General features: G+C 67.4%; 17 protein-coding genes. 13 read left to right on the forward strand and 4 right to left on the reverse strand.

Features of this window, described 5'->3' with window-relative positions:
- Positions 1–249: 249 nt before the first annotated feature.
- Positions 250–987 (forward strand): SDR family oxidoreductase, encoded by a 738-nt coding sequence (locus GIY23_RS15665; protein WP_154077342.1) that lies wholly within the window; start codon positions 250–252, stop codon positions 985–987.
- A gap of 225 nt (positions 988–1,212) precedes the next feature.
- Positions 1,213–2,172, forward strand: coding sequence for a bile acid:sodium symporter family protein (locus GIY23_RS15670; RefSeq protein ID WP_154077343.1), 960 nt, complete (start codon positions 1,213–1,215; stop codon positions 2,170–2,172).
- Between the two features lie 122 nt (positions 2,173–2,294).
- Here GIY23_RS15670 and recQ read toward each other — a convergent pair whose 3' ends face one another.
- Complete coding sequence (gene recQ / locus GIY23_RS15675) at positions 2,295–4,139, reverse strand: DNA helicase RecQ (RefSeq protein ID WP_154077344.1); 1,845 nt, start codon at positions 4,137–4,139, stop codon at positions 2,295–2,297.
- A 267-nt stretch (positions 4,140–4,406) separates the two neighbouring features.
- Between recQ and GIY23_RS15680 the strand changes: the two genes are divergently transcribed.
- The 10 genes from GIY23_RS15680 (at position 4,407) to GIY23_RS15725 (ending at position 16,083) form a co-directional block, all read left to right on the forward strand.
- Positions 4,407–5,876: an extracellular solute-binding protein gene (locus tag GIY23_RS15680; RefSeq protein WP_154077345.1), complete on the forward strand. Its 1,470-nt coding sequence runs from the start codon at positions 4,407–4,409 to the stop codon at positions 5,874–5,876.
- Positions 5,873–6,802, forward strand: coding sequence for a carbohydrate ABC transporter permease (locus GIY23_RS15685; protein ID WP_154077346.1), 930 nt, complete (start codon positions 5,873–5,875; stop codon positions 6,800–6,802). Before GIY23_RS15680 ends, GIY23_RS15685 begins: the two co-directional genes overlap by 4 nt.
- Positions 6,799–7,671 carry a carbohydrate ABC transporter permease gene (locus GIY23_RS15690; RefSeq protein WP_154077347.1) on the forward strand — a complete coding sequence of 291 codons (873 nt, stop codon included), beginning with the start codon at positions 6,799–6,801 and terminating at the stop codon, positions 7,669–7,671. Before GIY23_RS15685 ends, GIY23_RS15690 begins: the two co-directional genes overlap by 4 nt.
- Entirely contained in the window at positions 7,668–8,702 is a 1,035-nt protein-coding gene (locus GIY23_RS15695) for an NAD(P)-dependent alcohol dehydrogenase (protein WP_228717318.1), read from the forward strand. Before GIY23_RS15690 ends, GIY23_RS15695 begins: the two co-directional genes overlap by 4 nt.
- A gap of 82 nt (positions 8,703–8,784) precedes the next feature.
- A complete protein-coding gene (locus GIY23_RS15700) occupies positions 8,785–9,594 on the forward strand; it encodes a DeoR/GlpR family DNA-binding transcription regulator (RefSeq protein WP_154077348.1) in 810 nt (269 codons plus the stop codon).
- A gap of 8 nt (positions 9,595–9,602) precedes the next feature.
- Positions 9,603–10,607, forward strand: coding sequence for a zinc-dependent alcohol dehydrogenase family protein (locus GIY23_RS15705; RefSeq protein WP_154077349.1), 1,005 nt, complete (start codon positions 9,603–9,605; stop codon positions 10,605–10,607).
- A gap of 4 nt (positions 10,608–10,611) precedes the next feature.
- Complete coding sequence (gene xylB / locus GIY23_RS15710) at positions 10,612–12,036, forward strand: xylulokinase (RefSeq protein ID WP_154077350.1); 1,425 nt, start codon at positions 10,612–10,614, stop codon at positions 12,034–12,036.
- A gap of 2 nt (positions 12,037–12,038) precedes the next feature.
- Positions 12,039–13,106, forward strand: coding sequence for an ABC transporter ATP-binding protein (locus GIY23_RS15715; protein ID WP_154077351.1), 1,068 nt, complete (start codon positions 12,039–12,041; stop codon positions 13,104–13,106).
- A gap of 132 nt (positions 13,107–13,238) precedes the next feature.
- Entirely contained in the window at positions 13,239–14,528 is a 1,290-nt protein-coding gene (locus tag GIY23_RS15720; RefSeq protein ID WP_154075433.1) for an IS256 family transposase, read from the forward strand.
- Between the two features lie 226 nt (positions 14,529–14,754).
- Positions 14,755–16,083: a sugar porter family MFS transporter gene (locus GIY23_RS15725; RefSeq protein ID WP_154077352.1), complete on the forward strand. Its 1,329-nt coding sequence runs from the start codon at positions 14,755–14,757 to the stop codon at positions 16,081–16,083.
- A 70-nt stretch (positions 16,084–16,153) separates the two neighbouring features.
- On the opposite strand, the gene GIY23_RS15730 is transcribed toward GIY23_RS15725, so the two are convergent.
- Positions 16,154–16,660: a hypothetical protein gene (locus GIY23_RS15730; protein ID WP_154077353.1), complete on the reverse strand. Its 507-nt coding sequence runs from the start codon at positions 16,658–16,660 to the stop codon at positions 16,154–16,156.
- Positions 16,661–16,766: 106 nt separating this feature from the next.
- Positions 16,767–17,902, reverse strand: a protein-coding gene (locus GIY23_RS15735) for an IS3 family transposase (protein WP_154075325.1) whose coding sequence is annotated in 2 segments (ribosomal slippage) — positions 16,767–17,704 and positions 17,704–17,902 — 1,137 coding nt in all. Because the reading frame shifts where the segments join, the coding sequence is not laid out codon by codon here.
- A 297-nt stretch (positions 17,903–18,199) separates the two neighbouring features.
- On the opposite strand from GIY23_RS15735, the gene GIY23_RS15740 reads away from it, so the two are divergent.
- On the forward strand, positions 18,200–18,661 hold the full coding sequence (locus GIY23_RS15740) for a PPOX class F420-dependent oxidoreductase (protein ID WP_154077354.1): 462 nt from the start codon (positions 18,200–18,202) through the stop codon (positions 18,659–18,661).
- Between the two features lie 46 nt (positions 18,662–18,707).
- On the opposite strand, the gene GIY23_RS15745 is transcribed toward GIY23_RS15740, so the two are convergent.
- Positions 18,708–20,282, reverse strand: a complete 1,575-nt coding sequence (locus tag GIY23_RS15745) for a hypothetical protein (protein ID WP_154077355.1) — start codon at positions 20,280–20,282, stop codon at positions 18,708–18,710.
- Between the last annotated feature and the right edge of the window lie 285 nt (positions 20,283–20,567).

Raw genomic sequence — 20,567 nt, forward strand, 5'->3', positions numbered from 1 at the left:
GGCGGGTTGATTCGCGTGGTCGGTTCCGTGGCGGAACCTCACCTCGCGGCTGGCTGCGGGACCGTCGGCTTCGGGTAGCCACCGACGTCACGTCGGCGCTGTCCTCGCTGGCAACGAGCTGAGAACCCGCCGGTCGTCGGTCTAGGCAGGCGGCGGGGAACTCCTCGGGCAGCGTGCGCGTCCACAGCCCTCAACCCCTCGGACGCTCCTGAAAGTTCCCGATCGAATCACGACAGGAGAGTGAGAGTCATGTCGAACATCGACGGCAAGGTCGTCGCCATCACCGGCGCGAGCAGCGGGTTGGGTGAGGCGACCGCACGCTTGTTGGCCGAACGCGGGGCCCGGGTCTTTCTGGGTGCTCGCCGCAAGGAGAACCTCGACGAGGTCGCCGAGAGCATCCGCTCCGACGGCGGCGAGGTCGACGTCCACACCGTCGACGTGACCCGCAAGGACCAGGTCGAGGACTTCGTCTCCGCCGCTGTCGGCCGGTTCGGCCGCGTGGACGTCCTGGTCAACAACGCAGGCTTGATGCCGTTGGCGCCGCTGGACGCCACCAAGGTCGACGAGTGGGAACAGATGGTCGACGTCAACATCAAGGGTGTGCTCTACGGCATCGCGGCCACGCTGCCCAGGATGCGGGAGCAGGGCAGCGGGCACGTGATCACACTGTCGTCCGTGGCCGGTCACGTCGTCTTCCCGAATTCCGCCGTCTACAGCGGAACGAAGTACGCGGTTCGCGCGATCTCCGAGGGCCTGCGCCAGGAGGCCGGGGAGAACATCCGCACCACGATCATCTCGCCCGGCGCCGTGCAGTCGGAACTCACGCAGACGATCTCCCACGAGGAGACCGCCGAGAGCGTCGCGCACCTCTACGCGAGTGCGATCGACTCCGGTGCGGTGGCGCGCGCGATCGCCTACGCCATCGACGAGCCCGGCGAGGTCGACATCAACGAGATCGTCCTGCGGCCGACGGCGCAGGCATTGTGATCTCACCCGAGCGAAACCCCCACGCCTTCGCCGCGTGGGGGTTCTCGTATGCGCGACCGCCCGTCGAGTTCGGCCCCGTCCGGCGCGGAAGGTGACGCTGCGGGGCGAGCTGTTCACGCGGCGAATCCGGGAGAGTGGCCGCGGGTTCACGGTGTGGGAGAAGGTGGCATCGGGAGCCGGTCCGGACGAGACTGCCCGGGCACCGTCAGCGCAGGAAGGACCGACATGGCATCGATGCGGCAGGTCGCCGAGTTCGTCTCCCGGTGGTTCGTGGCGTTCGTACTGCTCGCCGCGGTCGTCGGCATGGTGCTGCCCGCGCAGACGGAGGTCTTGGCGCCTGCGGTTCCGTACCTGCTCGGACTGATCATGTTCGGCATGGGGCTGACGTTGCGGCTCTCCGACTTCACCGTCGTGGGGCGGCACCCGCAGGCGTTCGGCGTCGGCGTGCTCGCTCAGTTCGTCGTGATGCCCTGCGTGGGCTGGGTGCTGGGAGCCGGTCTCGGGCTGTCGCCGGAACTTGCGGTCGGCATGATTCTCGTCGGCGCGGCGCCAGGAGGCACCGCCTCGAACGTGGTCGTGTACCTCGCGAAGGGCGACGTCGCGCTGTCGGTCGCGATGACCTCGGCCTCGACCCTGCTCGCGCCGTTGCTCACCCCGCTGATCGTGCTGGCGCTGGCCGGGTCGACCCTGCCGGTGAACCCGGGGGAGCTGTTCGTGTCGATCGTGGCCATCGTGCTCGTTCCGGTCGTTCTCGGCGTGCTCGCCCGCGCTCTCGTGCCTCGAGCCGTCGAGGCGTCGCTGCCGGTGCTGCCGTGTGTGTCCGTTCTCGGGATCGCCGTCGTGGTCGCCGCCGTGGTCGGGGGCAGCGCGGAGGCCGTGTTCTCCAGCGGTGTGCTGGTGTTGCTGGCGGTGGTGCTGCACAACGGTTTCGGGTTGTTGCTCGGGTACGGAGCGGCGCGCCTGATGGGGCTGCCGGAATCGGCGCGTCGGGCGATCAGCGTCGAGGTCGGTATGCAGAACTCCGGCCTCGCCGCGAGCTTGGCGACCACGCATTTCACCGTCATCGCCGCGCTGCCCGCTGCCGTGTTCTCCCTGTGGCACAACGTCTCGGGCGCTGTCGCGGCGTCCTACTGGGCACGACGTCCGATTCCCACGGAGCCGGAATCGGCTGACAGCACGGCATGAGGCACGCGCTTGTGGCCGGGTTGGTTCGGTAGCGGAATCTCACCTCGCCCCTGGCTGCGGGATCGTCGACATCGTTACGTCGACGCTGTCGCCAGCCAGGACCAGCCCTCCCCTCGGGCGGCCTAGCCCGCGGGTTCGGCGAGCGCGTCGAGGACCCCTTGGCCGTACTTGTCGAGTTTCGCCTCGCCGACACCGGTGACGGTCGCCAGCTCGTCGAGGGTCGACGGTGCGACGGTGGCGATCTGGCGCAGCGTCGAGTCGTGGAAGATGACGTACGCGGGCACACCCTGCTGTTTGGCGGTGACGGCTCGCCAAGCACGTAGCTGCTCGAAGCGCGGTTCGGCGTCCTGAGAAAGCTGCTCAACCGGCGAAGCCCGCTTGGCCTTGGCGGGCTTGTTGGTGACTCGCGCCGGCTCCTGGCGAAGGGACACCGTGCGTCGTTGCCCCAGAACCTCTCCGCTGGACTCGGTGAGGGTGAGTGTCCCGTGATCGCCTTCCACGGTCAGGAGTCCCTGGGCGAGCAGTTGTCGCACGACCCCGCGCCACTCGATCTCGCGGAGTTCGGTGCCGACGCCGAAGACCGTCAGCGTGTCGTGCCGGTTCTGCTCGACCTTGGGCGTGGTCTTGCCGAGCAGGATGTCGACGATCTGTCCGGTGCCGAACTTCTGGTTCCGCTCGTTCCTCAGTCGGTACACAGTGGACAAAAGCTTCTGCGCCGGAACGGTGCCGTCCCACGACTGAGGCGGGTTCAGGCACGTGTCGCAGTTGCCGCACGGCGCACCCTGCTGTCCGAAGTGGGCGAGCAGCTGCACGCGACGGCACTCGACGGTCTCGCACAAGGCCAGCATCGCGTCCAGCTGGGCGCCCAGCTTCCGCCGATGTGCCGCGTCGCCCTCCGAGTTGTCGATCATCTTGCGTTGTTGCACGACGTCTTGCAGTCCGTACGCCAGCCACGCCGTCGACGGGAGGCCGTCTCGTCCCGCACGGCCGGTTTCCTGGTAATACCCCTCCACCGACTTGGGGAGGTCGAGGTGAGCCACGAAGCGGACGTCCGGCTTGTCGATGCCCATCCCGAACGCGATGGTGGCGACCACGACCAGGCCGTCCTCGCGCAGGAATCGCGCTTGGTGTCGCGCGCGGACGTCGGCGTCCAGTCCCGCGTGGTACGGAACGGCCTCGATCCCGTTGTCTCGCAGGAACTGCGCGACCTTCTCCGTCGAGGACCGGGAAAGGCAATAGACGATTCCGGCGTCACCGACGTGTTCGGTGCGCAGCAGTTCCAGCAGCTGCTTCTTCGGGTCCTTTTTCGCCACGATCCGGTACTGAATGTTCGGACGGTCGAAACTCGCCACGAAATGGCGCGCCTCGCGCAGGTTGAGGCGTTCGGTGATCTCGGCGTGAGTGGCCTCGGTCGCGGTCGCGGTCAGCGCGATGCGCGGCACCGACGGCCACCGCTCGTGCAGTTCGGAGAGCGTGAGGTAGTCCGGACGGAAGTCGTGGCCCCATTGGGACACGCAATGCGCCTCGTCGATCGCGAACAGCGCGACCTCGCCGCGGCCGAGGAGGTTCACGGTCGAGTCCAGCCGGAGCCGTTCCGGAGCGAGATACAGGATGTCGAGTTCTCCTGCGAGGAACGCGGCCTCGGTCTCGCGGCGCTGCTCGGCGTCCTGGGTGGAGTTCAGGAATCCCGCGCGCACGCCCGAGGCGCGTAGCGCGTTGACCTGATCCTGCATGAGCGCGATGAGTGGGGAGATCACGACGCCGACGCCGCCCCGGACGAGCGACGGGACCTGGTAGCACAATGACTTCCCACCGCCGGTCGGCATCAGGACGAGCGCGTCGCCGCCGTCGATCACTTGCTCCACGATGGCGCGCTGCTCACCTCGGAACGATTCGTAGCCGAAGACGCGCCGGAGCACGTCGAGGGCGCGATCGTCCGGCTCCGCGGCGAGGTCGGTGGCAGTCATGGGCGCGATCCTACGAGCCCGGTCCGCCCCCGAGCGGTCGCCCGTCGTCCGGCGACGGTGTGTCGGATCGGTGTCGTGTCCTGCTGCGGGCGGTCGGCTCTCGGCGTCGGGACCGCCTCCGCGGAACGCAAACGAAACTTCTCGCAAAAAGTGTTAACAAGGTCCTTGGGATGTGTTAACAATGTTGTAGGTCACGTCCTGTGCGGTCCGTTCGGCGTCGTCGCCCCGGGCTCACGGAACCCAGCGCCCGACGAACGAGGAGCGCACATGATCGAGTCGACGCGGCGAGCGGTGAGCCGCCGCAGACTGCTGGGCGGCGCACTGGCCGGAGGTGCGGCCCTTGCCGCCGGCGGAGCCCTCGGCGGCTGCACGTCGCGTGCGGACGCCCGGCGCATCGACACCGACGACCGGTGGCGGCAATTCGAGGGCACGACCCTTAACTTCATCTCGGAGAACACCGCCCCCACGGCGGCCATCGCCGCGAACCTGCAGCCGTTCACCGACCTGACCGGTATCAACGTCAACATCGTGACGCTGGAACTCTCGGCGATGGTGCAGAAGGTCGCCCTCGATCTCGCCTCCGGCCAGTCGCAGTACCAGATCATCTACGCCGACCCGTACCAGGTACTCGCGCCGTACTCGAAGGGCCTGGTGGACCTCCGCGAGCTCGCCGACGATCCCACGCTGCCCGGGCAGAGCGCCGAGTTCGGCGACTTCGTGCCGGTCCAGATGGACGCGGCCGGCCGGTTCGGCGACGACGGCAAGGTGTACGCCCTGCCCTACGACTGCCCGACGATGATCTGGCACTACCGCAAGGACCTGTTCGACAAGTACCGCGACCGCATGGCCGCCGAACTGGGATTCGACCCCATGCCGGGAGACGACTCGACCTGGGAGCAGTACCTCGCGCTCGCACGGTGGTTCACCGACAACGCGGACGAGGTCGACTACGGCAGCGGCCACCAGGCCAAGCAACACGACTCGTTGATGTGCGACTTCTCCAACGTCCTGTGGGCCTACGGCGGCGACTACTTCGAGGGCGGGCAGGAGATCGGCAGGCTCGGTGCCGTCGACCCCGGCCGCTGCACCCTGAACTCCGACACCGCGATCGAGGCCGCGCGCGTCTACCAGCGGTTGCTCGACGTCGCCGATCCCGCCTCAAGTACCTGGGAGTGGGACGGACTCGGCGCCGCCTTCCGCGCGGAACGTCTCGCGATGTGCATCAACTGGCACGAGTACGCCGCGGACAACGAAAGCGTCCTGCCCGGGAAGGTGGGGTACGCGCGCCTGCCGAAGGGGCCGTCCCGCTCGGCGAACCACTACGGCGGATGCGGGATCGGGATCAGCGGCAACACGATGCCCAACGAGCGCAAGGCAGCATGGCTGTTCCTCAAGTGGGCCACCGACACCGGCACCCAGTTGTCGAACCTCAGCAGCGACGCGGGTGGCGGCACTCCGACCCGGCAGTCCGTGTACGCGCTGCCGGAGGTCCGAGCCGCCGAGCAGCGCCCATCGGACATGCCGAACATGCTCACCGCCTCGGCCGTCGAACAGGCCTGGCAACCGGAAAACTCGGGGCTGCGTCCGAAGATTCCGATGTGGAACGAATGCGACACCGCGATGTACACGCAACTGTCCAAGATGCTCGTCGGCGATCTCTCGCCCGACGCGACGATGCGTGAAGCGGCCGAGCGATTCGACCGGATCACGGCGCGAGGGTGGGTGGCGGCCGGATGAGTACGCTGACCGAGAAACCCGTTGCCGAGCAGACCGGAACCCCCGCTCCCGTCCCACGCAAGCGGAGGTTCGGGTTCGAGGCGAAGATGCTGGCACCCGGCATCCTCCTGCTCGCCGCACTGAGCATCGTCCCGTTCCTCACGATGATCGTGATGAGCCTGTCGCAGGTGCGACTGCTCGGCGGTCTGGAACTCGACTTCGCCGGGGCGACGAACTGGATCCGCTTGTTCACCGACCCGGACCTCGCGTGGAACTGGGTCCGTACGGGCGTGTTCTTCGCACTGACCCTCGGCCTGGAAATGCTGCTCGGCCTGACCTTCGCGTTGTGCATGTGGCGCCTGCTGCGCGGACGCAACCTCGTGCTGAGCCTGTTCCTGCTGCCGATGTTCGTGGCACCCGCCATCGTCGGGCTGCTGGGGCGGTTCCTGACCGACTCCACGTTCGGGCTCTACGCCTGGGTGCTGCGCGGACTCGGCTACGGCGGAGACATTCTCGGCGGGCCGGTCTCGGCGTTCGTCGCCGTGGTCTTGATGGACGTGTGGGAGTGGACGCCACTCATCGCGTTGATCACGCTGGCCGGCCTGTCGTCGGTTCCACTGGCGGTGCGTGAGGCCGCCGCCATCGACGGTGCCACGGGATGGCAGAGCCTGCGCCACATCGTCCTTCCGTCGATCTCGAACGTGCTACTCGTGGCGTTGCTGATCCGCTCGATGGACGCGATCCGCTATTTCGACATCATCTGGGTCACGACGAACGGCGGGCCCGCCGACGCGACAAAGATCGTGCCGGTCCGGCTGTACGAGACGGCGTTCCGTTTCTTCGACCTCGGGTACGCCGCCGCCATCGGCCTGGTGATGCTCGCGGTGTCGATCGCGTTGGCCCGCGGATTCGTGCGGCTGCTGGACAAGAAGGGAACGACTCGATGAGCGCCCGCGCCCCTGGTGCCACCCTGGTGAGTCCGATCGAACGCGGCTCGCGCCGCTCCCGCATCGGGATCTGGATCGTGATCGGGCTGGGTCTGGTATGGACACTCGTGCCGTTGCTGTGGATGCTGTTGTCGTCGTTCAAGAACACCACCGACGTCACGTCCGCGACGCCGCAGCTGCTGTTCACCCCGACGCTGGACAACTACGTCGGGTTGTTCACCGGAGCGAACAACCTCACGCCCTACATCGTGCACAGTGTGCTCGCGGCCGGGATCTCCGCGATTCTGTCTGTGGTGATCGGGGCACCCGCCGGATACGGACTCGCGCGAACACGCATGCGTGGCAAGCACCATCTGTCGTTCTGGATCATCTCCACCCGGATGGCCCCGATCGCCGCGATCGTGTTGCCGCTGTTCCTCATGTTCCGCGGGCTCGGACTCATCGACACCCTGGCGGGGCTGATCCTGGCGTACATGACGTTCAACCTTCCGTTCGCGATCTGGCTGATGAGCGCTTTCTTCGCCGAACTGCCACTCGCGTTGGAGGAGTCCGCGCGGGTGGAGGGCTGCACGCGCTGGCAGGCGTTCTGGCACGTGGTGCTGCCCTTGACGAAATCGGGGCTGGTGACGACTTTCGTGCTGTGCCTGGTGTTCGCGTGGAACGACTACGCCTTCGCGCTGGTCTTCAGTGGCCCGAACTCGCAGACCCTGCCGATCGCGGCGAACCAGTTGGTCACCCAAGCCGGGATCGACTGGGGCCAGTTGACGGCGATCGGCACGTTCGTGGTCGTGCCGATGATGCTGGCGGGCCTGGCCGTACGCCGGTGGCTGGTCACCGGCCTGACTCTCGGGGCGGTGACGGGAGAATGACGACCATTCCGGACACGATGCGGGTCTCGGTGCTGCACGACATCGAAGACATCGCACTGGAACAGCGCCCGGTGCCCAGGCCGGGACCCCACGACGTCCTCATCCGGGTCTCCGCAGTGGGGACCTGTGGTTCGGACACGCACTACTACGAGCACGGCAGGATCGGTGGATTCGTCGTGGAGAAGCCCCTGGTGCTCGGGCACGAGGCGGCCGGCGTCGTCGTCGCGTGCGGCTCGGACGTGACACGGCTCGAGCCGGGCAGGCGGGTGTCGATGGAGCCGGGCGTGCCGTGTTTCGTCTGCGAGCAGTGCCGCGCGGGCCGGTACAACCTGTGTCCACGGATGCGCTTCTTCGCGACACCCCCGGTCGACGGCGCGTTCAGCGAGTACGTCGTCCTCCACGAGCAGTTCGCGCACCCCGTTCCGGACTCGCTGTCGGACGAGGCTTCCGGGCTCGTCGAGCCCTTGTCGGTCGGAGTGTGGGCCTCCCGCAAGGCTCGCGTCGGGCCGGGGAGCCGGGTGCTGGTCAACGGTGCCGGACCGATCGGGCTCGTGGCCACTCAGTGTGCGCGCGCGTTCGGTGCGACCGAGGTCGTCGTGACCGACGTGAACGCCCAACGGTTGCGGCTCGCCGCCGAGCTCGGCGCCACGTCGACCGTGAACGTCGCGGACACTGCGCTCCGGGACGCCGGTCACGAACCGGATGTGCTCATCGAGTGCTCCGGAGTCCGGGCGGCGACGGCAGACGCCATTCGCACGATCGCTCGTGCGGGGCGGGTGGTGCTCGTCGGCATGGGCGGCGACGAGATGACCTTGCCGGTCGCGCACGTGCAGACCTTCGAGATCGAGCTGACCGGGACGTTCCGTTATGCCAACACCTGGCCGACCGCGATCGACCTGGCCGCATCCGGTGCGGTGGACCTCGATCGGCTCGTCACCCACCACTTCGGACTCGACGAGGTCGAACAGGCGTTGACCGTCGCACAACGGGACGCCACCGCGGTCAAATCGGTGGTGCATCCCCAGAGATGACGCGCGGAACGGCAATTCCGGACACGGTCGACGGCGATCCCGTGCGACGGTGAACTCGGGAGAACACCAGCAGGAGGACCACATGCCCAACGTGCGACCGTCCGAGGCCGCCGTCGAGCAGCGACGGCAGGACGTCCTGCGGCACGTCATGGACACCGGCCACGTCCGTATCGACGATCTCGCGGACAAGTTCGGCGTGAGCCTCATGACGATGCACCGCGACCTCGACGAACTGGTGGCACGTCGCCTGGTCCGCAAACTGCGTGGGAAGGTGGAGGCGTATCCGTCGCTGACGATCGAGACCGCGACACGGTTCCGCGTCGGCCTGCACCAGGCGGAGAAGGAAGCACTCGCCACCGCGGCGCTACCGGAGATCCGGCCGGGCGCCACCGTCCTGGTGGACGATTCGAGCACGGTGTTCCCGCTCGCGCGACAACTCGCCACGTTCGACGATCTCACCGTGGTGACGAACTCGATGACGGTGGCCAAGACGGTCGCGGGCGAGGGACGGGAGGTGGTGCTGCTCGGAGGCCGCTACCGTGCGGAGTTCGACTCGTGCACCGGCCCGGACGTGCTCCGCGCGCTCACGCGGCTGCGCGCCGACGTCGCGGTCCTGTCGGTGACCACGATCGCCGACGGGCGGCTCTTTCATCCCATCCAGGACTACGCCGAGATCAAATCGGCGATCTGCGAGTACGCGGTGCACCCCGTGCTGCTCGCCGACCACTCGAAGTTCGGCAAGACCGCGACCTACGCGCACGGCGACGTGAGTGCGTTCTCGCTCGTCGTCACCGACACGGCGACACCCGAGTCCGAGATCGAAGCGATGCGCGGACTCGGCACGGAGGTCCGTGTGGTCGCGGCTGAGGCCACCATTCCCGAGACAAGCTAGGAGACCTCATGCGCGCAGCCGTCATCGAACAACCGGGCACCGTCCGTGTCACCACGGTCGACGACCCGACACCAGGGCCGGACGACGTGGTGGTCGCCGTCGACGCGTGCGGCATCTGCGGCACCGACCTGCACATCATGGACGGTGATTTCGCACCGACGCCGTATCCGATCGTCCCCGGCCACGAGTTCTCCGGGGAAGTCCTCGCCGTCGGCCGCGACGTCACGAGCGTGACGACCGGCAGCGCCGTCGCGGTGGACCCCTCGTTGTTCTGCGGATCGTGCCACTATTGTGCGCTCGGTCGGGGAAACCTCTGTGAGCGGTGGAACGCGATCGGTGTCACGCGAAACGGCGCCTGCGCCGAGTACGCGCTCGCCCCCGCGGCGAACTGTTACCCGATGCCGGACGGGGTTCCGCTCTCACACGGCGCGCTCATCGAGCCACTGTCGTGCGCGGTCCGTGGTTTCGACCTGTTGCCGCGTCGGATCGGCGAGCACTACCTGATTTACGGCGCGGGCACGATGGGTCTGCTGATGACCCAGCTCGCCAAGAACTCCGGCGCGACGTCGGTGTCCGTCGTGGACCTCAACCCGGACCGGCGTGCGGTCGCGTCGAAACTCGGTGCGGACCAGGTCGCGTCGAGCCCCGACGAATGGGACCGGCCGCACGGCTGGGAAGTCGTCGTCGACTGCACCGGCGTCATCGCCGCCATCGAAGACGCACTGACCCGGGTCCGCCGCGGCGGGACGTTCCAGCAGTTCGGCGTCGCGCCGAGTGAGGCGACCGCGTCGTTCTCCCCGTTCCGCGTGTACAACGACGAGATCACCATCGTCGGCAGCATGGCCGTGCTCGCCAGCTACGGACGAGCCGTCGAGATGATCCGTTCCATCGACGCGGAAACGATGATCACCCACGCGTTCGGACTGGACGACTACACCGGAGCACTGGACGCCTTCCGTGCGGGAACCGGCCGCAAACTCCAGGTTCGGCCGTCGACGAGCGTGGGAAGCTGAGGCGATGAGCACCTCGAAGACCTTGGTCGCCGGCGTGGATTCCTCCACGCAGGCGACGAAAGTGGTGGTCTGTGACGCCGAGAGCGGCGCCGTCGTCCGCGAGGGCAGAGCGGCACATCCGGACGGCACCGAGACGGATCCGGAGATCTGGTGGCAGGCGATGCACTCGGCCACCGACGGTCTGCTCGAGGACGTCGCCGCGATCGGAATCGGTGCCCAGCAGCACGGAATGGTCGCGCTCGACGAGCACGGCGCGGTGATCCGGCCCGCACTGTTGTGGAACGACACCCGCTCCGCCCAGGCGGCGACGGACCTGATTGCCGAACTCGGCGGCGAACAGGAGTGGGCGAAAGCGGTCGGCACCGTCCCGGTCGCGAGTCTCACCGTCACCAAGCTGCGCTGGATGGCCGAGCACGAGCCGGAACTCAGCGACCGCGTCGCGCACGTGCTGCTCCCGCACGACTGGTTGACGTGGCGGTTGACCGGCGGCGACCCGGTGACCGATCGGGGAGACGCCTCGGGAACCGGATACTGGTCGCCGTCCGACGGGCGCTATCGACCCGACCTGCTCACCCACGCGTTCGGTCGTGAACCGCGAACCCCGACCGTGCTCGGGCCTGGCGAGGTCGCGGGCGAGACCCCCTCGGGCCGGGTGGTCTCGGCAGGGACCGGGGACAACATGGGCGCCGCGCTCGGGCTCGATCTCGCGCCGGGGGACGTCGTGGTCTCCATCGGAACCAGCGGAACGGTATTCGCCTCGTCGGCCGCACCGACCGCGGACTCCACAGGCACGATCGCGGGATTCGCCGACGCGACGGGGAAATTCCTGCCTCTGGTCTGCACCCTCAACGCCGCCCGCGTTGTCAGCGCGACGGCAGAGATGCTCGGCGTCGAGATCGAGGAGTTGGACGAACTCGCCTCGCGCGCCGAGCCCGGTGCGGGCGGACTCGCGCTGCTGCCGTACCTCGACGGGGAACGCACGCCGAACCTGCCCGATGCCAGCGGAAGTCTCGTCGGTCTACGGCGGGACAACATGACACCCGAGAACGTCGCCCGCGCCGCGGTCGAAGGCATGCTCTGCGGCCTCGCCGCGGGTGTGGACGCGGTACGTGAGGCCGACGTGCCGCTGCGGCGGGTGTTGCTGATCGGAGGGGCCGCACAGTCCCGGACCGTGCGCGAAGCGGCACCCCAGGTGTTCGGCGTGCCGGTCACGGTGCCGCCAGCGGCGGAGTACGTGGCGGTCGGGGCGGCGCGCCAAGCGGCGTGGGCGCTGGCCGGTACCGCCGAGCCGCCCGCGTGGCCACTGCGTGGGGCGACACGCCTCGACGTCACCGACAACGACGCGGGGGAGCGGATCCGGCAGCGGCATGGCGCCGCGCATCTGATGGTGCACGAGGACGGTCCACCGATCGACCGAGACAAGGAGTGACGATGGCGACCATCACCTACGACAAAGCCACCCGGCAGTACGCGGGCGCCGAACATCCCGCGGTGGACAAGCTGGATCTCGACATCGCGGACGGCGAGTTCCTCGTGCTGGTCGGGCCTTCCGGGTGTGGGAAGTCGACCAGTTTGCGCATGCTCGCGGGGCTGGAGGACGTCGACGGCGGCACCATCCACATCGGAGACCAGGACGTCACCGGTTTGGAGCCTCGGGACCGGGACATCGCGATGGTGTTCCAGAACTATGCGCTCTATCCGCACATGTCCGTCGGCGAGAACATGGGATTCGCACTGAAAATCGCGGGAATGTCCAAGGCGGACATTCAGAGTCGCGTCGAGGACGCCGCACGGCTGCTCAACCTGGAGGAGTTCCTCGAACGCAAGCCGAAGGCACTCTCCGGCGGCCAGCGTCAGCGCGTCGCGATGGGTAGGGCGATCGTCCGCGAACCGCAGGTGTTCCTCATGGACGAGCCGCTGTCCAACCTGGACGCCAAACTCCGATCGTCCACCCGAGCACAGATCGGCCAGCTGCAACGGAAACTCGGCACCACGACGGTCTACGTCACCCACGATCAGATCGAGGCCATGACGATGGGGGACCGCGTCGCAGTGCTCCACGACGGTGTTCTCCAACAGTGCGACACCCCGCGCACGCTCTACGACCAGCCGATCAACTCGTTCGTCGCCGGGTTCATCGGCTCACCCGCGATGAACCTGTGCTCCGCCGACGTCGTCGACGGCGGTGTCCGGTTCGGTGGAACCACGGTGCCGGTCGGTCGGGACACCCTCCGGAACGCCGACGCAGGAACCGTCTTGCTCGGTGTTCGCCCGGAGGGCCTCGAACTCGCCGACGACGGCATCCCGCTCACCGTCGATCTCGTGGAGGAACTCGGCGCCGAAGCGCTCTGCCACGGCCACGTCGACGGGCACGAGGACACGACGATCGTGGTCCGGGTGGACGCTCGCGTGCCACCGAAGACGGGATCGAGGGTGCACGTGCGCATCCGCCAGGGCGAACACCACCTGTTCTCCGCCGACACCGGGCAGAGACTCTGAGGCGTGAGCCTTTTTGGTTGAGCAATGCTTGGGACCTGTGGATCGGCTGGGAGGGGGCGTACCTTCCCAGTGATCGAGTGAAGGTTCTCAAGCATGACCGGCGTTGCAGCGCTGGTCGGGAAGGTACGACCCATGCTTAGCGTAGTCCCTGATCCCACTTCTGGTAATGATGGCTCGACACAGGGCTCGTCGCCCTCGTCGTTGCTGGATGAGATTGCTCGTGAGGGTGCTCGGCGGATGTTGGCTGAGGCTCTGCAGGCCGAGGTGGATGCCTATATCTCCCAGCACTCCGGAGAGCGTGACGAGCACGGTCACCGGCTGGTGGTGCGCAACGGCTCGCACCAACCGCGTGAGGTGCTGACCAGCTCCGGTGCTGTCGAGGTCACCGCCCCGCGGGTCAATGACAAGCGCATCGACCCCGACACTGGCGAGCGCAAGCGGTTCTCCTCGGCGATCCTGCCGCCGTGGGCCCGCAAGTCACCCAAGATCACCGAGGTGTTGCCGCTGCTGTACCTGCACGGCCTCTCGTCCGGGGATTTCGTGCCCGCGCTGGGACAGTTCCTCGGCTCGACCAAGGGCCTGTCGTCGACGGTGATCACGAAGCTCACCGAGCAGTGGAAGGCCGAACAACGAGCCTTCGCCGCACGCGATCTGTCCGCAGTGGACTACGTGTATGTGTGGGCCGACGGCATTCACGTCAACATCCGCCTCGACGAGCACAAACTCTGCCTGCTGGTGCTCATCGGTGTCCGCGCCGACGGCCGCAAGGAACTCATCACGCTGGCCGATGGCTACCGCGAGTCCACCGAGTCCTGGGCCGATGTGCTGCGCGATTGCGCCCGCCGCGGCATGCGCGCCCCGACCCTGGCCATCGGCGACGGGGCCCTCGGGTTCTGGGGCGCACTGCGCGAGGTCTTCCCGACCACGGCCGAGCAGCGGTGCTGGTTCCACAAGACCGGCAACGTGCTGGCCGCCCTGCCGAAATCCGCCCAACCCGGCGCGAAAAAGGCCCTGGCCGAGATCTGGAACGCCGAGGACAAACACCACGCGCGTGAGGCCGTGACCGCCTTCGAGACCACCTACGGCGCGAAGTTTCCCAAGGCCGTCGCCAAGCTCACCGACGACCTCGACGAGCTACTCGCGTTCTTCGACTACCCGGCCGAACACTGGCAACACCTGCGCACCACCAACCCGATCGAGTCGACCTTCGCGACCGTGCGGCATCGAACGAAGGTCACCAAGGGACCCGGCTCGCGGGCTGCCGGGCTGGCCATGGCATTCAAGCTCATCGAATCCGCCCAAACCCGCTGGCGCGCGATCAACGCACCCCACCTCGTGGCCCTCGTCCGCGCCGGCGCCCGCTTCACAGCCGGCCAACTCATCGAACGCCCCGACGACCACGCCCCACCCTCAGCAGCCTAAACAAACTTCATCCACAGGTATTGACAATTGCTCTTTTTGGTTCCTATGACCACCAAAAAGGCTCACGCGCGGATCAGCCCTGTCGGAGGCGGCGGGTTCGCGGCTATCTTGCCGTAGTGTGCCCGTGATCACACGGCCACGTGAGGCTCCGGGGTGCCCCGCACCCCTTGTCCGGGCGGAGGCGGCTTTGGCGGACGCGGCGACACGACCTGCGACCACTCCCGGCATGCGTGGCGGTCGCGCGTTCTACTTCTTCGGCGCTCTCGGCGCCGTGCTCTACGGCTACGACACCGGCGTCATCGGTGGCGCGATGCTGTTCATCAGTGACGACTGGCAGGTCGGTTCGTTCGCCGAGGGACTCATCACCAGCTGCATCCTCGTCGGAGCGATGATCGGTGCACTGTTCGGTGGGCCGATCGCCGACCGGATCGGGCGTCGCGGGGTCGTGTTCGTCTGCTCGGTGATCTTCTTTCTCGGCGCGCTCGCGTCGGCTGTGGCCACGGATGTCGCGACGTTGGTGGCCGCGCGAACCGTGCTCGGTCTCGCCGTCGGTGGCGCCTCCGTGATCGTGCCGCTCTACCTCGCCGAGATGGCACCGACGCACATTCGTGGCGCCATCGCGACGATGAACCAGGCGTTGATCATCCTGGGCGTCGGGCTGGCCTCCCTGGTCACGTTCCTCGCCCGCGACGGCGGAGCGTGGCGACTCGCGTTCGGGCTCGGCGCCGTTCCGGCCGTGGTCCTGCTCGTCGGTATCGCGTTCATGCCGGAAACACCGCGGTGGCTGGTGAAACGCGGCCGCGACGACGAAGCCCGAGCCGTACTCTCGATCACACGACCGGCGGCCATAGTGGACGCCGAGCTCGCGGAGATTCGCGACGTCGAATCCGCGAGTGTTCGCAGCAGCGGGCCAGCAGTGTTGTGGTCGACGCCCTGGATCAGAGCGATCCTGCTCGTCGGGGTCGGACTCGCCGTAGCCCAACAACTCACCGGGATCAACACGATCGTCTACTACACGCCGAAGATCCTGGAGTCCCTCGGGGCGACGGAGACGTTCGCGCTGTTCTTCGGCGTCATCAACACCGTGCCCAACCTCGTCGCCGTGCTGATCGCGGCTCGTATCGTCGACCGCGTCGGACGCACCCCGCTGTTGACCTACGGCAGCGTCGGCACCGCGCTCGGAATGTTCGCACTCGGCCTGCCGCAACTTCTCGGCGCCTCACCTACCGTGACGAACGCCGGGGCCGTGGCCGGTCTCGTGATCTTCACGGTCACGTTCTCGCTGACCTGGGGCCCAGTTCTCTGGGTGATGCTCTCCGAGATCTTCCCGCTGAACGTGCGGGGCGCCGCGATGGGCATCGCCACGATCGCCAACTGGGTGTTCAACTTCGCGGTGTCGTTGAGCCTGCCGGTGCTCATCGCCGCATGGGGCACCGGGGCGGTGTTCACCATGTACGGGCTTTTCGGGGTGCTCGTGCTCGGGTTCGTCGTCAAGTGGGTTCCCGAAACCAAGTCCCGGAGCCTCGAGCAGATCGAACTCGACTTCCGCCGGTGAGCGTGCATACAGAGTGCCGGGGAGTTCGTGGTGCCCCGTGCAGCCATTTCCGACTACACGGGGCTCGACATTACGACGTGCATCCGCCGGTGTTCGCAGCTCGCAGCCCGAAGTCGCTCACCGCTTCCGCCTGGTCGAACGCGAAACGGTACTTCGACCCCGGCTCACCGCCGGGCACGTCGGTCTCGACGATCCAGTCCTGCGGCGGGACCGGCGTCAGGTCCTCGTAGGCGGCCTCGACGTCAGAGCGAGCGGTGCCGAGCGTGACGTGCTCCGGCGTGCGTGACAACGACGTGCCGCCGATGAACACCACCCCCTCGGCCGGGTCGACGAACACGCCGCTACCGGGGTTCGACTGACCCTCTTCAGGGCGCAGCGAGTAGTACGTGCAGTTCTCGCCGACCTGCTTGCCGACGAGCAATCCGGTCGCCTCGGCCTCGGCCAGGGACTGACCGAGATGCAACGTCTTGTAACCGTCCGGCCCGACAACGGCGTCGTCCGCGGCTTGAGCGACTCCGCCGCCCAACGCACACGCGGCAGCGACCGCGACACCTGCCATCACACTACGTTTGAACATCGAAGACCTCCCCAGTGTTTCGTGCTTCCACCCCGATTCACGCACCCGTCCTGGTGGTGGGTTTGAGGGGCCGGCCTGTTTTCGGACGGCTTGTTAGTGGGTTATTTTATGCCGCGTTCGCATGGTTGTAGTACTCGGCATGGGCTTCGTTCGGGGCCTTGTATCCGATAGCGGAATGGAGCCTGCGGTGATTGTATCGAAGCTCGATATAGGAAGCAATGTCAGCCTTGGCGTGGTCTTTGGTGAGGTAGGTAACTCGATGAACGCGTTCATTTTTCAGGGTGGCGAAGAAGGATTCGGCCATGGCGTTATCGAAGCATATCCCGGTGCGTCCGACGGATTGTCGGATGCCGAGCGAGCGTAGCGTCATCGCGAAGTCGGCGGACGTGTAGTTGCTGCCCCTGTCTGAATGGAAAATCGCGCGGGCGGGAAGGGTGTGGTTGCGGGCAGCCATGTGGATCGCCTTCTCGATAAGTGGTGTGCGGTAGTGGTCGTCGATGGCCCATCCGACGACGGCTTTCGAATAACAGTCGATGACCGTGGCCAGATACACCCATCCCTGTCCGGTCGGGATATAGGTGATGTCGCCAACCAATTTCTCGCCCGGCTCACGGGCGGTGAAGTCACGTTTGAGCAGGTCCGGCAGCACGTGCGTGCTCGCCTGGGTCAGGCTCGGGCGCCAGGGCCGAGGCTGGCAGGGGACGAGCTGCTGATCCCGCATGATGCTGCGCACGAGCTCCGGCGTGGCCGGCTCTCCGCAGCGGGCCAGCCACGCGTGGATGCGCCGGTGGCCGTAGGTGCCATCGGAGTCGTCGAAACACTTCTTGATCAACGTGCCCAGGTAGCGACGGCGCCGGTCGGTGTCCGACTCGGGTCGCGACAGCCAGTCGTAGAATCCAGATTTCGACACGTTGAGCCAGGCACACATGTTCTCCACGGTGTAGCTCTTCACGCCGTGTTCGTCCGTGGTGTCCTTCTCTGCAGCGATGAACGCGTACCGCTGGCTCACCGATACTCGCTGGCAAAGAAGGCGGCTGCTTTTCCCAGAAATTCCGTCTTCATGCGCAGCTGACGATTCTCTTCTTCCAGCTCACGCAGTCGCGCACGCTCGGACACGCTCAACGACGGCTCCGGAGCATCGTGCGCGGCCTCGTACGCGTTCACCCAGTTCCGCAGGGTCTGCTGATTCAACCCGAGCTCGCGAGCAACCTCGGCCACCGTACGACCGGTCTCGGTCACCATCTTCGCCGCTTCATCCCGAAACTCGGGAGAATACGACCGACGCTTCGTTCCAGACACAGACAACCTTCCCTCGAAGGAGCGATTTTAGTTGGCTGCCTGTCCGAAAACGCCACGGCCCTCTATGGACTGGACCTCGACTGTGGTTGAAGTTCTAGAGTATGAGTCATGCCCATTGGTGAGACGGGAGCCAGTCTGTTCACGAACCGAAAGGTGGTCGAACATTTCGAACAGGTGCACATCGCCTGAGCCTGCGCGCACGTTCGGCCGAACGCGGAGGTGACGCCTACGCTGGGGAGCATGGCACCGAAGATCGCCACCAACGACCGAGTCGACCGGGACACGCTGCTGGAGTTCCTCCGCGAGCGACACCGCGCACTGATCATCACCCGCCGGACCGACGATTCACCGCAGATCTCCCCTGTCACCTGCGGCGTCGACTCCGACGGGCGCCTCGTCGTGTCCACGTACCCGGAACGCGCCAAGACGAAGAACCTCCGGCGGGACAGCCGGGTGACGATGTGCGTGCTTTCCGACGAGTGGGACGGGCCGTGGGTTCAGATCGACGGCACCGGCGAGGTGCTGGACCTTCCGGACGCGCTGGAACCGCTCGTCGAGTACTTCCGCAGTATCTCCGGTGAGCATCCGAACTGGGACGAGTACCGCGAAGCGATGACCCGGCAAGGCAAGTCGTTGATCCGGGTGAGCATCGACCGCTGGGGCCCGATCGCCACCGGCGGTTTCCCGCCCGGCCGGGCGTGAGGAATGGGCGCGCCGCACCGCAGTGCGACGCGGCGCGCCCACCGGCTCACGGGGCCAGCGAGTCGAGCAACTCACTCCACGGCCCGAACTCGCCGTCCGGACCGTCCTGAGTCGTGGTGTACATGTCTCCGTCGTGTCCGACGGCGAACAACGTCATCGTTCCGTCCGCTGTGGACACCACGGCCGGGTCACCCGCGAGATGCCCTTCCATCTCGGTCCACTCGGACCATCCGCCGTTCGGTTGCTGCTGCGCGGTGAACACGCCTCCGGCCGAGCCGCGGACGAAAACCGACAGCCGACCCTCCGGCCCGACCTTCAACGCCGGAACCCCGTCGAAGTCGCCGCCCAGCGCCGCCCAGAACCCGTCGGGTCCGGGGTCGCGCATCGTGTACAGCTGGCCGTCGTTGCCGACGGCAGCGACCACGACCGAACCGTCGGGTCGGGCGAGCGCGACCGGGTCGCCTGCCATGCTTCCGCCGAGACTGGTCCAGTCGGTCCAGTCCGCACCAGCGGTGTGCTGCGCCGACATCGAGATCGACTGCTCGCCGTCCCGAGCGAACACGGCGATCGCACCGTCCTTGTCCGGAACCACGGCCGGCCGTCCTTCGAGGCGACCGCCGAGACCACGCCAGTCCGTCCAATGACCACCCGGGCCCGCTTGCGAAGCAGTCTGCAGCTGACCGTCGTCACTGATGGCGAACACCGAGAGCGCGCCGTTTCGCTGCACCAACGCCACGGGATCATGGGCGATGGAGCCCTGGATGGAGGTGAAGTCGGACCACTTCCCCGGCGCTTCCTGCGTGGCCACGGACAGTTCGCCACCGTCGGTGCGGACGAACAGTGACAGCGTGCCCTGGTGGTCACGAGCGACAAGTGGCTGACCGGCAGGCTTACCGCCGATCCCGAGCCAGCCGACCCAGTCACCGCCGGGAGCGACCTGCCACGCGGTGACCACCTCTCCCTGCGAGCTGCTCCGCGCGAACACCGAGAGAGCACCATCGTGTCCCGGCATCACCCACGAGCCGAACGCGACCGGCTCGCCGTGCACCGGTGCCGGTGGCGGCGGCGGCTGTTGTCCCGGTGGCGGCTGCTGCCCCGGGGGCGGCGGTGGGTGCTCATTTCCCGGTGGCGGCGGTGGGTGCTGTCCCGGAGGCGGTGGGTGCCCCGGCGGAGGCGGCTGCTCGTTACCCGGCGGGGGTGGACGGTGTCCGGGAGGCGGCTGCTGACCCGGCGGTGGCTGCTGGGGCGGCGGAGGCTGACCGTTCCCGGGTGGTGGTGCACCGAACGAGCGCTTCACTTCCTCGAGAATCGCTCGCGCCTCGCCCTCCCGCTGGTCGTAGCGCTCCGGGTGGGCTGACTTCTGGGTCTGCTGGGAGAGCTGCCCCGCAGTCAGACGCGGGTTCTTCTTGTCCTCCTCCACCGCGGCCTCGAAGAACTTCCCCGCCGCGTACTTGACGTTCATGCATTCCTCGGCCGAACCCCAGTCCATCGACGGGCGCTGCTGGAACACACCGACCGAATCCGCGTGACCGTGATTGATGTTGGTCATCTGGGACTCGACGAGCGCTGTCTCGAACGCGGCCAGCATGACCTTGTCGTTGACCCGTCGTTCCATGCCCACGAGGTAGATCGTCTTGCCGACTTCCAGGTCCGGCGGCCCCTCCTGCCCACCGCGCGGCGGAGGGCCATCACCCGGAGGCGGCAACGGCCTGCCTTCCGGCGGTGGAGGCTCATGGCCAGGCGGCGGAGCCGGCGGCGGCTGGTTCCCCGGAGGTGGTGGCGGCGGTGGCGGGTTCCCGGGTGGCGGCGGTGGCCGATGGCCGGGCGGAGGCGGTGGACGGTGCCCAGGCGGAGGGGGTTGGTTCCCGGGTGGCGGCCGATGCCCGGGAGGTGGCGGTTGCGGCGG

It is taken from the genome of Allosaccharopolyspora coralli (assembly GCF_009664835.1).
GTDB lineage: Bacteria > Actinomycetota > Actinomycetes > Mycobacteriales > Pseudonocardiaceae > Allosaccharopolyspora > Allosaccharopolyspora coralli.

Bases quoted from the DNA above. Each gene is read 5' to 3' on its own strand.
- xylB (WP_154077350.1), top strand. From the start codon at position 10,612: ATGAGCACCTCGAAGACCTTGGTCGCCGGCGTGGATTCCTCCACGCAG.
- GIY23_RS15730 (WP_154077353.1), bottom strand. From the start codon at position 16,660: ATGTTCAAACGTAGTGTGATGGCAGGTGTCGCGGTCGCTGCCGCGTGT.
- GIY23_RS15725 (WP_154077352.1), top strand. From the start codon at position 14,755: ATGCGTGGCGGTCGCGCGTTCTACTTCTTCGGCGCTCTCGGCGCCGTG.
- GIY23_RS15670 (WP_154077343.1), top strand. From the start codon at position 1,213: ATGGCATCGATGCGGCAGGTCGCCGAGTTCGTCTCCCGGTGGTTCGTG.
- GIY23_RS15740 (WP_154077354.1), top strand. From the start codon at position 18,200: ATGGCACCGAAGATCGCCACCAACGACCGAGTCGACCGGGACACGCTG.
- GIY23_RS15700 (WP_154077348.1), top strand. From the start codon at position 8,785: ATGCCCAACGTGCGACCGTCCGAGGCCGCCGTCGAGCAGCGACGGCAG.
- GIY23_RS15680 (WP_154077345.1), top strand. From the start codon at position 4,407: ATGATCGAGTCGACGCGGCGAGCGGTGAGCCGCCGCAGACTGCTGGGC.
- GIY23_RS15685 (WP_154077346.1), top strand. From the start codon at position 5,873: ATGAGTACGCTGACCGAGAAACCCGTTGCCGAGCAGACCGGAACCCCC.
- recQ (WP_154077344.1), bottom strand. From the start codon at position 4,139: ATGACTGCCACCGACCTCGCCGCGGAGCCGGACGATCGCGCCCTCGAC.
- GIY23_RS15695 (WP_228717318.1), top strand. From the start codon at position 7,668: ATGACGACCATTCCGGACACGATGCGGGTCTCGGTGCTGCACGACATC.
- GIY23_RS15690 (WP_154077347.1), top strand. From the start codon at position 6,799: ATGAGCGCCCGCGCCCCTGGTGCCACCCTGGTGAGTCCGATCGAACGC.
- GIY23_RS15665 (WP_154077342.1), top strand. From the start codon at position 250: ATGTCGAACATCGACGGCAAGGTCGTCGCCATCACCGGCGCGAGCAGC.
- GIY23_RS15720 (WP_154075433.1), top strand. From the start codon at position 13,239: ATGCTTAGCGTAGTCCCTGATCCCACTTCTGGTAATGATGGCTCGACA.
- GIY23_RS15715 (WP_154077351.1), top strand. From the start codon at position 12,039: ATGGCGACCATCACCTACGACAAAGCCACCCGGCAGTACGCGGGCGCC.
- GIY23_RS15705 (WP_154077349.1), top strand. From the start codon at position 9,603: ATGCGCGCAGCCGTCATCGAACAACCGGGCACCGTCCGTGTCACCACG.